This window comes from Nocardia sp. NPDC059228, assembly GCF_042754245.1.
Taxonomy (GTDB): domain Bacteria; phylum Actinomycetota; class Actinomycetes; order Mycobacteriales; family Mycobacteriaceae; genus Nocardia.
Map to the genome: position 1 here is coordinate 21,644 of NZ_JBHZAL010000026.1, position 12,362 is coordinate 34,005.

Genomic DNA, 12,362 nt, shown 5'->3' on the forward strand with positions numbered 1-12,362 from the left:
CCGATCAACGCGGGAGCTTGTCCAGGACCGCGGAGAATTCGTTGGCGAAGCCGAGGCGCTGGGCGATCATGCCGAGCTGCTCGTCCGGGTACAGGTCGGTCTCCGCGAGGATGACCGCCAGCACCGGCTCGGGCAGGCCGAGATCGGCGAGGACGCCGAGGTCGCCCTCTTCCCAGGGCTCGACGTCGTCGATCTCGTCCGGGTCGATGTCGGGAATCTCGATATTGAGTTCCTCGAGCACGTCGGCCGCGATGTCGTAGTCGATGGCGGCCGTGGCGTCGGACAGCAGGATGCGGCTGCCGGTGGGGCCCGGGCGCAGGATGATGAAGAATTCGTCGTCGACATCGAGCAGGCCGAACACCGCGCCGGAACTTCGCAACGCCCGCAGCTCGTGCTCGGCCGCGGACAGACTGGACAGTGAGGCGTCGCTCAGGGGCGTCACTTTCCAGTTGGCTTCCTCGCGGACAACCGCCACTGCGAACCCTTCCACGTCGTCGAACTCATCCGACGCCGCCCTGTTCGTGCTCGAGCGCTGTGCTGCCATGGCCGCAACGGTAGTCCGCTTCGGGGGAAATGTTGAAGTCGTATGCGAATCTGATCGCATGACGGGCACTCCGAAACCAGCTGTCTGCGTCCTGGGTACCGGTTTGATCGGCGGTTCGGTGCTGCGCGCCGCCGCCGTCGCCGGGTACGAGGCGTTCGGCTACAACCGGTCCGAGGTCGGCGCGAAGGCCGCCCGCTTGGACGGATACGACGTGATCAGCGATGTGGAGGCGGTGCTCACGCGGGCGGCCGACCGCGATGCGCTGGTGGTGATCGGCGTGCCCATGCCTGCCATCGACGCCGTGCTCTCGGATGTGAAGACTTTCGCTCCCGACTGCGTGCTGACCGATGTGGTGAGTGTGAAGGCGCCGGTCGCGGCGGCCGTGCAGCGTCACGAGCTGGGCGCCCGCTACGTCGGCGGCCACCCCATGGCCGGGACCAGCGAATCCGGTTGGGCCGCATCCTCTCCCGACCTGTTCAAGAACGCGGCGTGGGCGGTGAGCGTCGATCCGGGCGTACATGCCGACCCCTTCCGGCGTGTCGCGCGGCTCGCGCTGGACTGCGGCGCGGTGGTGGTCCCGGTGCTGGCGGTGGAACACGATCGCGCGGTCGCGCGCATCTCGCACCTGCCCCACGTCCTCGCCGAGGCCCTCGCCATCGAGGGCTCCAACGGTGGCCCGCTGGCCCTCGGACTCGCGGCCGGCTCCTTCCGCGACGGCACCCGCGTCGCCGCCACCGCCCCCGACCTGGTCCGCGCCATCTGCGAACCGAACGCCGCCGCGCTGCTGGACGTACTCGACGACACCCTCGAGGTCCTGACCCAGGCCCGGGACAGCCTGCGCGCGAACGGCACCATCGCCGAACTCACCGAAGCCGGACACGACGCCCGCAACGACTACGAGGCCAACGAGCGCTGGGTCATCACCGATGTGCGCCCCGGCGACCACAATTGGCTCACCAAGCTCATCGACGCGGGCCGCTCCGGCGGTGTCCTGACCACCCTGGACCTGGCGCCCGAGCCCAGCTAGATCCGTTCGGCCAGGCCGGGGTAATCGAGCAGGAAGCCGTCCTCGTCGACGGTGACGGTCGCGCTGGAGACGGGCGAGAGTACGTGGATGCCGTCGGGACCGCTGCTGTAGACGAGGCCGGCTTCCTGCACGAGGAGATCGGGCAGGCGCACGTAGACGACGGGAACCTGCACGTCCTCACTGGCATGGGCCAGCCCGTAGCGGCGGATGGGCAGGGTGTTGAAGAAAGGGCTCAGCACCACGTCCACATCCAGCGCGCCGCCGAAGGTGGAGCGCACGTGGGTGTTTCCGGCGTCGATGAGCCAGTAGTTCTCCTCGTCGCGGGCGATGGAGGCGTGGCGTTCCCCCGAAGCGAGGGTGCTGCGCAGCGACAGCCGCTTGGTGACCCCGGATTCGTCGGTGACCAGGTCGTAGGACGCGCTGAAGGCCGGGTGGTCCTCGCAATCGCCGGCGATGATGCGGCCCGCGGCGCGAATCCGGTTGCCGCTCAGCACCACCCGCACCGACTCCATGCGCGACGCGTTGTGCGCCCGCCAGGTGAGAATGGCCGGCCACCGCGGCGCAGCCGGGTTGGCGTCCTCACTCCCGTTATCCGTCACGCCTATAACCGTAGTTCCCCGCGCCCGCGCACCCGCGATCCCCGGCCGGTATCACCGCCCCGGCGGCACATCGTGATCAACATGCAATGGTGCCGATCGGTTCTCGGCGTTCGCGCACGACATCGACGACCGTCCACCCGCCCCGAGTCATAGCGAGGGGCTCTGGACCGGCGGTGGGCAGGGGTGTTGGTCACGGTGGGGGTGCGGGGACTCGAGTAACGTGCTCTGGGGCACGGGGGACTCCGGGGTGAAAGGGACTGTTGTGACGGGCGCGCGGATGGTCGGCCTGTTCGCCGGCATCGGCGGGCTGGAGCTCGGGCTCGCGGCGCACGGATGGCGCAGTGAACTGCTGTGCGAGATCGACTCCGGAGCGCAGGCGGTGCTGGCCGCGCATTTCCCGGACGTGCCACTGCATTCCGATGTGACCAGACTGCGCGCGCTGCCGTCGGGGACGGAGCTGGTGGCGGCGGGTTTCCCCTGCCAGGATCTGTCGCAGGCCGGGCGGACGGCCGGAATCACCGGGGCCCGTTCGGGTTTGGTGGACGAGGTGTTCCGGCTGGTCAAGCGCAAGAAGGGCCCGCGCTGGCTGCTCATCGAGAATGTGCCGTTCATGCTGCAGCTCGGCGGCGGCGCGGCGATGCGGCACATCACCGCCGCGCTCACCGACCTCGGCTACACCTGGGCCTACCGGGTGGTGGACGCCCGCGCCTTCGGACTGCCGCAGCGGCGGGAGCGGGTGCTGATGCTGGCCTCCCGCACCGAGGATCCGCGGCCGATCCTGTTCGGCGCCGACGCCGGGCCCCGCGACGTGGGCGACCCGGCGCACGATCCGTGCGGCTTCTACTGGACCGAGGGCACCCGCGGCCTGGGCTGGGCGGTGAATGCCGTGCCCACCCTGAAAGGCGGTTCGGCCCTGGGCATTGCGAGCCCGCCCGCGGTGCGGCTGCCCTCGGGTGAACTGGTCACGCCCGGCATCACCGACGCCGAGCGGCTGCAGGGCTTCGACCGGGATTGGACCACAGCCGCTCTCGCCGTGCCCGGGGTGCGGCCGGGGCATCGCTGGAAACTGGTCGGCAATGCGGTGAGTGTGCGCATGGCGTCCTGGATCGCCGAGCGCGTCACCAACCCGTCCGACGACCCGATCCCGGACGGCGCACCGCTGACCCGCCGCAGCTGGCCGACGGCGGCCTGGGGGCATCGCGGCGAGGTGTACCGGGTTCCGGTGTCCACCTGGCCCGTTCACGCGCCGTACGAGGATCTGCGCTGGTTCCTCGACGACTCCCGGCTGCTGTCCGCGCGGGCGACCGCGGGCTTCCTGCGTCGCACCCGGATGGGTTCGCTGCGCTTCCCCGAGGGCTTCCTCGACGATGTGGAGAACCATCTCGAACGCATGGGAGGCGCACCGCGCGAGGCCGCATGACAACTCCGGGGCACCTTGCCGGCGGTGGCGGGCGCGGCGAGGATGGCCCGATGGCGGATGCGCGACGACCCGGCACCGATGCGGCCACCAGCGCGCGCATGGCCAGGCAGCGGCGCGTGGGGACGAAGCCGGAGCTGGCCCTGCGACGGGAATTGCATCGGCGCGGAAAACGCTTCTTCGTGGACCGGGCTCCGCTGCCGGGGCTGCGGCGGCGGGCCGATCTCGTGTTCCCGCGGCGGAAAGTGGCGGTCTATGTGGACGGATGCTTCTGGCACAGCTGCCCGCAGCACGCGACGCACCCGAAGAACAATGCCCAGTGGTGGGCCGACAAACTGGCGGGCAATGTGGCGCGCGATCGCGACACCGATGCCCGGCTGGCCGCGGCGGGCTGGACCGTGGTGCGGGTCTGGGAACACGAGACCACGGATTCCGCGGCCGACCTGGTGATGCGGGCTTTGGCGCGCGGCGTCTGACGTCCGCGCCGGCGCATGGGCGACAATGGTCCTACGACCGGACCAGCCGACCAGTCCGGGCAGATCGGAAGCTGCGGGCAGGGCAGTACGAGTAAGCGAGGCCAGCGAAAGCGAGCGCGGTGATGCCAACCGAGCAGAAACTAGCCGAGGCGGCCCCCGTGGAGGACAGTCTCCAGCCGCGATGGCGACGGGTGCTGCGGTGGTTCATCGCGATCTTGATCGCGGTGGCCGGACTCGGCTATTCCTCCTGGGTCCTGGAATTCATCCTCCCGATCCACAGCAATCCCACCAACACCTTCCTGAGCCAGCTGGCCGAGAAGGGCGCGCCGTTCAGCTGGGTGTTCACCACCGGCGACACCGGGTCCGGCGCGCTGCTGGTGGTGGCGGGACTGGGCGGCCTGCTGCTGTTCTCGCGGCGGCGGTACTCCACCATCGGCTGGGCGGCGCTGGCCTGCTTCGGCGCCTCCACCATCGCGGACGCGCAATGGCCCATCGTGCCGGACAATCCGAACGGGCCCAAACGGTACGTGGACACCGGCCTGTTCCCGCAGTTGCACCAGATCCATGCGCTGACCAGCACGCTGGCGGTGTTCTCCATCTACATCGCGATGATCGCGTTCACCGTGGCCGCCTTCAAATACCGGCGCTGGCCGATTCTGCGGCACACCGGACTGTGGATTCTGATCGTCGGTTCGGCGGTGACGGCGTGGATGCTGATCGCCGACAATCTGCCCGGCAACTACGGCCTGGGCATCGCGCAGCGCATCCAGGTCGGGGCCATGTCGCTGTGGCTGGTGGCGCTGGCGGTGCAAATCGTTGTGGCCGAACGGGATTCCGGAATCCCGACCCGGCGTCGGCACACCACGCGCTCATCCGGTCGATGACCGCTCCGACTGGGTAGGGTCGGACTCGTGACCAGCGATGCGCAACTCGCCGACACCGCAGCCCTGCTCGACACCGTCGCCGCCGCGACCGAGCGCCTGCTCCCCGCGATCGCCGCCCTCGGCGACGCCGACCTGGTGGAACCCTCACTGTTGCCCGGCTGGACCCGCGGCCACGTGCTCGCCCACCTCTCCCGCAATGCCGACAGCCTGGTCAATCTGCTGCTGTGGGCCCGCACCGGCATCGAAACCCCGCAGTACGCAAGCCAGTTCCTCCGCGAGGCAGACATCGAGGCGGGCGCCCCCCGCCCGCTGCGCGACCAGCTCGAGGACTTCACCGCCTCCGCCGAACGGTGGCTGGACCTGGCCCGGGTCATACCCGCCGACCGCTGGCCCACTCTCGTCCGCAACCGCCAGGGCGGCGAGATCCCCGCCACCCGCATCCCCTGGATGCGCCTGCTCGAAGTGGAGATCCACCACGTGGATCTCGATATCGGCTACACCCCCGCCGACTGGCCGGCCGACTTCGCCGCCCGCCTCCTGGCCCAGTCCATCACCGAGGTCGAGCCCGCCGACGGCACCGGCTTCACGGTCACCGCCACCGATTCCGGCTACACCGGCACCGTCGGCGTCCCGACCGCGACCATCACCGGGCCCACCGCCGCCCTCGCCGCCTGGCTGATCGGCCGATCCCCCGGCACCGACCTCACCGGCGACCTCCCCGGCCTGTCCGCCTGGAAGTAGCCGGGCGAGTCGGGTTGCCGTGGGCGAGTTCGGCGCCCCGCGGTCGCCCGGTCGTGCCGGAAGTCTGCGAAACCGGTTCCGGCAGAATAGATCTCAACGCTCGCCGCGCCGACATCGGTCATGTCGATATCGGTCATGTTGATGTCGGTCATCCGGCCAGAATCTCGTCGGCGGTGCGGCGGCCGGATCGGACCGCGCCTTCCATGTAGCCGTTCCATTCGACGGCGTACTCCGCCCCGGCCCAGTGCACGCGGCCGATCGGTTCACGAAGCACGTCGCCATAGCTGGTCCACACGCCCGGCGCGAAATGCGCGCCATAACAGCCGCGCGTGAATTCTTCTGCGCTCCAGTCCTTCTCGACGTAGGAGATCGGGTTGGCCGCCGCGGGCCCGAAGTATCGGACGAAGCTGCCGAGCACTTCGCCGCGTCGTTCGCCCGCGGACAGCCGCTGCCACCGGCGCGCCTCGCCGCCCTCGACGAAGCCCAACAGGATGCCCACCTCGCTGCCGGGAGGCGAGACGTCGAAGGTCACCTTGACGGGGCCTTCCTCGGAGATCGCCTGGCCGTTGAGGCCGTTCTCGCGCCAGAACGGCGTCGGGTACGACGCGAACGTCTTGATCACGGTGCCGGCGGGGAGCTTCTGGGTCAGCTGGTCGCGCCAGGCGGGCAGCACGGGGTCGTAGTGCAGGCGCCCGGCAAGGGTCGGCGGCACCGCGATGATCACGTGCTGCGCGGAGAGCGTCGCGCCGGAGCGGGTCGTGACCGTGACGCCGTCGTCGTCCTGGGCGACCGTCGTGACCGGCGACCCGAAGCGCACGTCGAGCCCCTCGGCAAGGCGCTCGGAGACGAGGACCGAGCCGCCGACGACCCGGTCCTGCTGCGCACCCTTGTCGACGGAAATGAGGGTTTCGAGATCGCCGTTGCTCACCGAGTAGAAGAGCATGTGCAGAAGCGAGACGTCGACCGAATCGGCGGAGAGCAGCGCCTCGGCCACGACGCGGAAGTAGGTACGACCGCTGTGCGTGCGCAAGTTGCGGCGCACCCACGACTCGTAGGTCTGGCCGTCCAGTTCATGCGCACGGGGGTGCGCCCAGGGCTGCGCGGGGTCGACGGTCTTCGCGAGCCGCTCGAACCGCAGGAGGCCCTGGGCCAGGTCGGCGAGCGCGAACGGGTTGAGCTTGGGCGTCGCGCCCTTCTGGCTGCCCAGGCGCGACTGCTTCCCGCCGAGCCGCAGGAGGACCTTGCCCGCGTCGTTCCACGTGCGGAACGTCTCGAGGCCGAGGTCCTCGACGAGGGCGTACATCTGCTCGTGCCCCTCGCCGAGCCAGGTCCCGCCGAGCTCGACCGGATGACCGTCCAGAACGCCGCCCTCGGTGCGGCCGCCCACGCGGTCCCGCGCCTCCAGCACGGTCACCGTCCGACCGGCCTCGGCAAGCTTGCGCGCGGCACTCAAGCCGGCGAGGCCGGCCCCCACTACGACGACGTCGACATCGTGCATTTCCGGTTTCCTTCGCAAAGTCGGTCGTATGACTGATTTGAGTCAGGCTACGACGCGACTCCGGACAGCGCAATGCCCGGACCCGGACATGAAAAAACCAATACGGCCGACTTGATCGGCGCACGACTCGAGGCGTTTCGCCGCCGGTTCAGGCTCCCGCGCGGGCGCCGCGGCGGACATCCGCCAGCGCGACGAGCATGTCGATGGCGGCGTCGAGATCCTCACGCGACCGGGCGACGTTGGGATCGGACACATGCTGGAGCACGAGCCCGTCGATGGTGGCGACGACGAGCCGGCCGAGTCGGCCGAAGGGAACCGCACACGTTTCGCCGGCATTGTGGGCGGCCTGCTGACACCATTCGGCGACGACGCTCGCGTAGCGCTCGTACTGCCGGCGGGCCAAGCTCTCCTGCCCCGGCGCCCGGAGGGCGTATGTGGTCAATTCGTACTGCATGACCTGCAGGTCCTTCTGTTCGACGACCAGCCGGGACCAGAAGCTGGTGATGCCGCGCCGGATCGCGTGCTCGAGCCCGTACTCGAGCTCGGCCGCATCCTCGAGCACCGCCGCGATCTCGTCGACCACGTCCTCGATCACCGCGCGCAGCAACAGCTCCTTGGACGGGAACACATACTGCATCGTGCCCAGCGGGACCCCGGCCTCGGCGGCGACCGCGCGCACCGAGGTACGCGCCACACCGTCGCGCGACAGCACCCTGCGCGCGGCGGTCACCATCTGCTGGCGACGAACCGACGCCTCGACATACACCATGACACCTCTCTCGGTCCGCTGACTGAAATTCTGCCACCACAGGGCTTGTCACGATCTCATCGCAGACTCTACAGTGATCCACATTAGAGTCAGTCGAATGACTGATTCTCTCGGTCGGTGGGTCACCACCGTGGACGCGTCCGCGGACTTCAACGGAGCGCTCGCCGTCGCCACAACACAGTTCGGGCTCGCTGCCTCTGTCGGCACTCTCGCCGGCGGCACCATCGGCGGCACCATCGGTGGCGTCGCCCTCGGCGCCTCGGTCGGAATCGCCAGCGCCGCACAGATGTACAACACCCTCCGGAGCGCGGGGGATATCTGAGCACTCGGCCCCGGCCGCACAACCCGGTCGGCACAACCGGTGGAAGCGGCGAAGGATAGGACCCTCGTCGCCTCCATCCCACCGGATCCATCCGCGGACAACGGGCGGTGCGCACGAAATCCACAGGCCCGACGCGACTTTCACGCCTGGAGCGCTGTGCCCACAACTGGGCCGACGACGCAGTGCAGACGCCGGCCTCATGAGCAACGGATGCCTCCGGCCAACCGCGTGCATGCGACAAAGGTTGTGAATGATCTTGTTTCACACTGTCGGTGGGGTGTTGCAGCTTCGCGGACAGCGCCGATCAACAGGCGCTTTTCGATCGAAGGGGAAGCTACGTGAAGAACACTCGAATCCGTCGGGCGGGCATCGGAGTCATCGGATTCGCGGCCATGGCGGCGGTGATCGCCGGAGCACCGGCGGCATCGGCCGACCTGTCGAGCAATAGCATTTCGGTTGCCGGCAACTCGCACTATGTCAGCCAGCCGTACACGCTCACCGCCGATGTCAGCGCTGTTCCGGGTTGCTGGATGGACGGTCCAGTGGACCCCGACGACCACAGGAACCCACCACCTCACGGCAGTCGCCATGCTTGTTTCCGCCCAGGGACCGATACTGGGCCCGCTGGACATCCAGGTGACCACCGCCCCGGCGACGGGCACCGGTAGCGCCGACTCGATTCCGGTCATCGGCGGCATCCTGAAGACCCTCGGCCTCCGACCGCCGCGGTCACGCGCCAAAAGCCAACGGCCCCACACCTTCTGGTGTGGGGCCGTTGAGCTGAAGCGCGCCCGGAGAGACTCGAACTCCCAACCTTCTGATCCGTAGTCAGATGCTCTATCCGTTGAGCTACGGGCGCATGGCTATTCAAATGTGCACCCGGCGTACCGGGCGGTGGCGGAGGCGAGAGGATTTGAACCTCCGGTCCCCGTGAAGGGACAACTCATTAGCAGTGAGTCCCATTCGGCCGCTCTGGCACGCCTCCTGGTGCCCCTCTTCGAGGGCGCCGGTTCCTTTCGAACCGCCGGGACAGAAGATTACACAGCGGGTGACCAATAGGCCAAATCGGCTGGTCAGCGTAGGTGCGAGTCGAACCATTCGTAGATTCTGGTTTGCGCGTCGAGGACCGAGACGTCGTCGAGGGCGGCGGGGTCGAAGCCGGGGTGGTCGGGGCGGTGGTGGAGACCGGGGTAGGTGACCACGAGGGTGGCGACGTCGGCGTGGGCGGCGGCCTCACGCAGGCGGTCGACCTGGTCGGGCGGGGTCAGCGGGTCGTCCTCGCCGAAGAGGCCGAGCCAGGGGGCCTGGAACGCGGGGGCGGCGGCGAGCAGCGCGACGGCCTGCGGGGTGAGCGGGGTTTCGATGCCGGGGGCCGCGACGCTCACGGCCGCGCCGATGCGGCGATTGGTGGCGACGAGGGCGGCGGCGGTGCCGGCCGAGTCGAACCCGAGCACGCCGATGCAGTCGCGGAAGACGCCGTGGCCGGTGAGCCACTCGAAGCAGGCGTCGAAGGCGGCGAACAAGTCGTCACCGAAGATCGGGTGGGTGCTGCCGTTGGCGGGGCGGTGGAAGAGGTCGGGGGCCAGGACGGTCCACCCGTCGTCGGCGAGCGAACGCATGAGTTCCAGCAATGGCTCGGTGAATTCACGTGATTCGTGCAACACCACGATGCCGCCGCGCGCATGCCCGTCGGGTTCTAGCACAGTGAGCGGAACCGTGGTCGTGTCGTGCACAGGGGCGAGATCTCGATAGATGCCCGACATAGGGCCACTGTAGTTGCGCTAGGTAAAAACGAGATAAATCTTTCCCAGGGTCCGATATCCCGGAGATATTCCGGCCGAGTTCCATTCGGTCCCACGCAAGTCCCGATCGGCAAACCAGTCGGCACCCCGGAGCGGTCGCGGGCGAGCGGGACATAGGGTGGAGGGGTGAGCGCGCACATTCGCCCGGACCTCGATGCCATCCCGGCGTACGTCGCCGGCAAGACCCACCCCGGCGCGGTGAAGCTGGCCAGCAACGAGACCACCTTCCCGCCGCTGCCGTCGGTGACCAAGGCCATTGCCGAGGCGGTCGAGCTGTCGCACCGGTACCCGGACAACCACGCCGTCGAATTGCGTGGCGCCCTCGCGGATTTCCTGGGTGTGGAGCTCGAGAACGTGGCGGCCGGCTGCGGCAGCGTGGCGCTGTGCCAGGAGCTGGTGCAGATCACCTGCCGCCGTCCCGAGGACGAGGTGCTGTTCGCGTGGCGCTCGTTCGAGGCGTACCCGATCGTCACCCAGGTGGCGGGCGCCAAGGCGGTGCAGGTGCCGCTGGACAGCGAATTCACCCATGATCTGGACGCTTTGGCGGCGGCCATCACCCCGAACACCCGGGTGGTCTTCGTCTGCAACCCGAACAACCCCACCGGCACCGCCCGCGGCAAGGCGGAGATCGTCGAGTTCCTCGACCGGGTGCCCGCCGACGTGCTGGTGGTGCTGGACGAGGCGTACTTCGAGTACCTGCGGATGCCCGCCGAGGACTTCCCCGACGGCGTCGAGCTGGGCCGCACCCGGCCGAATGTGCTGGTGCTGCGCACGTTTTCGAAGGCGTACGGCCTGGCCGGCCTGCGGGTCGGATACGCGGTCGGCGCGCCCGAGGTGATCACCGCGCTCATGAAGGTGCACATCCCGTTCAGCGTGAGCCGGGTGGCGCAGGCGGCGGCCATCGCGTCGCTGGAAGCGCGGCACGAATTGCTGGAGCGCACCGATGCCGTTGTGGCCGAACGCGATCGCATGCGGGAGGCGTTGCTCGCGGCGGGCTACCGGGTGCCGGTGAGCCACTCCAACTTCGTCTGGCTGCCACTGGGCGACCGCAGTGCCGAGTACGGCGCGGCGAGCACCGAGGCGGGGGTCATCATCCGGCCCTACGGCACCGACGGCGTCCGCGTCACCGCGGGCGACCCGCACGAGAACGACGCCTTCCTGCGCTTCGCCACGGATCCGGAGATCGTCGCTCGTTTCGTCGGCTGACGCTCATTTCGTCGGCTGAACGGCCCGCTACCCGATGCCCAGTCCCGCGGCCATGGTCGGCCAGGAGCGGGGCAGCTCGTCGGCCCAGTAGGGCCAGGAGTGCGTTCCGGTGGGCCGGCGGTCGACCGTGGCCGGGATCGCCAATTGGGCCAGCCGGTCTGCCAATTGGCGGGTGCACATGTCGGCGCCCGCCTCGATGGGCCCGCCGAACAGCACGGCGTTGCGCAGGTCCGGATTGCCCGGGGTGTCGTGCTCCCCGGGCAGCCCGCTGCCGGACGACAGGTAGATCGCCTTGCCGCGCAAGGCTTCCGCTCGGGCCAGCACGTCGTGGTCGGCCCACTGGGGATCGCCGGACGGGCCGAACATATTGTCCGGATCCCCGCCGAAGGTCCCGACCACGGCGCGGGCCTGCGCCTGCCCGAAGTCGGAACTCATTGCGTAGCAACCGCTGTGCGCCGCCACCGCGCGATACAGGCCCGGATTGCGGGTGGCCAGCATCATGGCCGCCTCCGCGCCCATGGAGACGCCCTCCAGGCCGTTCATGCCGTCCCCGCCGAAGCGGGCATCGATGAGCGGCGGCAGCTCGCGGGTCAGGAAGGTCTCCCAGCGATTGGTGCCGAGCTTGGGATCGCTGCGCTGCCAGTCGGTGTAGTAGCTTGCGGGGCCGCCGAGGGTGAAGACCACATTCACGTTCTTGTCGGCGAAGAAGGACAACGCGCCGCCGCGGGCGGTCCAGTTGTTGACATCGGGTGCGGCGCTGCGTCCGTCGAGCATGTAGACGGTCGGACGGGGGCTGTCACGGTGCGCGGGGAGCAGCACCTGCACCTCGACGGTGCGGCCCATGGCCGGGGAGGCGACGAAGACGGCGAGCAGGTTCCCGGCCACGGTCTCGACCCGTTCGATGCGAGCCTGCGGGGGGTGGACCGGATCGAGGCCCGGCGCGGACTCCTCATTGGAGCCGGTCTCCACGGGTGGATCGGTCACGGCGAGTGGGGCTTCGACGGTCGCCGCGCCGGCCAGTAGGGCAGCGCTCGCGAAGGCACCGAACAAGCGACTCGCGATGCGACGGCTGGCCAC

The 12,362-nt window shown here is 69.3% G+C and carries 13 protein-coding genes and 2 tRNA genes; 7 read left to right on the forward strand and 8 right to left on the reverse strand.

The window, feature by feature from the left end; genetic code table 11:
* Positions 1-4 precede the first annotated feature (4 nt).
* Positions 5-544: a tRNA adenosine deaminase-associated protein gene (locus ACFXKA_RS30815; protein ID WP_379387572.1), complete on the reverse strand. Its 540-nt coding sequence runs from the start codon at positions 542-544 to the stop codon at positions 5-7.
* A 58-nt stretch (positions 545-602) separates the two neighbouring features.
* On the opposite strand from ACFXKA_RS30815, the gene ACFXKA_RS30820 reads away from it, so the two are divergent.
* Entirely contained in the window at positions 603-1,571 is a 969-nt protein-coding gene (locus ACFXKA_RS30820; RefSeq protein WP_379429978.1) for a prephenate dehydrogenase, read from the forward strand.
* Here the strand turns inward: ACFXKA_RS30820 and ACFXKA_RS30825 are convergent.
* Positions 1,568-2,170, reverse strand: a complete 603-nt coding sequence (locus ACFXKA_RS30825; RefSeq protein WP_354838690.1) for a putative glycolipid-binding domain-containing protein — start codon at positions 2,168-2,170, stop codon at positions 1,568-1,570. The genes ACFXKA_RS30820 and ACFXKA_RS30825 overlap by 4 nt on opposite strands.
* A gap of 277 nt (positions 2,171-2,447) precedes the next feature.
* On the opposite strand from ACFXKA_RS30825, the gene ACFXKA_RS30830 reads away from it, so the two are divergent.
* The 4 genes from ACFXKA_RS30830 to ACFXKA_RS30845 all read left to right on the forward strand — a co-directional run bounded on the left by ACFXKA_RS30830 (position 2,448) and on the right by ACFXKA_RS30845 (position 5,688).
* Positions 2,448-3,590, forward strand: a complete 1,143-nt coding sequence (locus ACFXKA_RS30830; protein WP_379430028.1) for a DNA cytosine methyltransferase — start codon at positions 2,448-2,450, stop codon at positions 3,588-3,590.
* 50 nt (positions 3,591-3,640) lie between these two features.
* The gene (locus ACFXKA_RS30835; protein WP_354838687.1) at positions 3,641-4,063 is read left to right on the forward strand and encodes a very short patch repair endonuclease; all 423 of its coding nucleotides are present in this window, start codon (positions 3,641-3,643) and stop codon (positions 4,061-4,063) included.
* A 158-nt stretch (positions 4,064-4,221) separates the two neighbouring features.
* Positions 4,222-4,947 (forward strand): DUF998 domain-containing protein, encoded by a 726-nt coding sequence (locus tag ACFXKA_RS30840; RefSeq protein ID WP_379429979.1) that lies wholly within the window; start codon positions 4,222-4,224, stop codon positions 4,945-4,947.
* A gap of 27 nt (positions 4,948-4,974) precedes the next feature.
* On the forward strand, positions 4,975-5,688 hold the full coding sequence (locus tag ACFXKA_RS30845; protein ID WP_379429980.1) for a maleylpyruvate isomerase family mycothiol-dependent enzyme: 714 nt from the start codon (positions 4,975-4,977) through the stop codon (positions 5,686-5,688).
* Between the two features lie 148 nt (positions 5,689-5,836).
* Here ACFXKA_RS30845 and ACFXKA_RS30850 read toward each other — a convergent pair whose 3' ends face one another.
* Both ACFXKA_RS30850 and ACFXKA_RS30855 read right to left on the reverse strand, forming a co-directional pair.
* Positions 5,837-7,186, reverse strand: a complete 1,350-nt coding sequence (locus tag ACFXKA_RS30850; protein ID WP_379429981.1) for a flavin monoamine oxidase family protein — start codon at positions 7,184-7,186, stop codon at positions 5,837-5,839.
* Positions 7,187-7,334: 148 nt separating this feature from the next.
* Positions 7,335-7,955, reverse strand: coding sequence for a TetR/AcrR family transcriptional regulator (locus ACFXKA_RS30855; RefSeq protein WP_379429982.1), 621 nt, complete (start codon positions 7,953-7,955; stop codon positions 7,335-7,337).
* A gap of 97 nt (positions 7,956-8,052) precedes the next feature.
* Here ACFXKA_RS30855 and ACFXKA_RS30860 point away from each other — a divergent pair, with 97 nt between their 5' ends.
* Positions 8,053-8,277 carry a hypothetical protein gene (locus ACFXKA_RS30860; RefSeq protein WP_379429983.1) on the forward strand — a complete coding sequence of 75 codons (225 nt, stop codon included), beginning with the start codon at positions 8,053-8,055 and terminating at the stop codon, positions 8,275-8,277.
* A 786-nt stretch (positions 8,278-9,063) separates the two neighbouring features.
* On the opposite strand, the gene ACFXKA_RS30865 is transcribed toward ACFXKA_RS30860, so the two are convergent.
* From ACFXKA_RS30865 to ACFXKA_RS30875, 3 genes are all read right to left on the reverse strand, one after another.
* Positions 9,064-9,136: transfer RNA gene (locus ACFXKA_RS30865), tRNA-Arg, on the reverse strand.
* Positions 9,137-9,172: 36 nt separating this feature from the next.
* Positions 9,173-9,262: transfer RNA gene (locus ACFXKA_RS30870), tRNA-Ser, on the reverse strand.
* Between the two features lie 88 nt (positions 9,263-9,350).
* Positions 9,351-10,040: a dienelactone hydrolase family protein gene (locus ACFXKA_RS30875; protein WP_354838666.1), complete on the reverse strand. Its 690-nt coding sequence runs from the start codon at positions 10,038-10,040 to the stop codon at positions 9,351-9,353.
* A 165-nt stretch (positions 10,041-10,205) separates the two neighbouring features.
* On the opposite strand from ACFXKA_RS30875, the gene hisC reads away from it, so the two are divergent.
* The gene (hisC, locus tag ACFXKA_RS30880; RefSeq protein ID WP_379429984.1) at positions 10,206-11,285 is read left to right on the forward strand and encodes a histidinol-phosphate transaminase; all 1,080 of its coding nucleotides are present in this window, start codon (positions 10,206-10,208) and stop codon (positions 11,283-11,285) included.
* Between the two features lie 27 nt (positions 11,286-11,312).
* Here the strand turns inward: hisC and ACFXKA_RS30885 are convergent, their stop codons facing one another.
* Positions 11,313-12,362 (reverse strand): alpha/beta hydrolase, encoded by a 1,050-nt coding sequence (locus ACFXKA_RS30885; RefSeq protein WP_379429985.1) that lies wholly within the window; start codon positions 12,360-12,362, stop codon positions 11,313-11,315.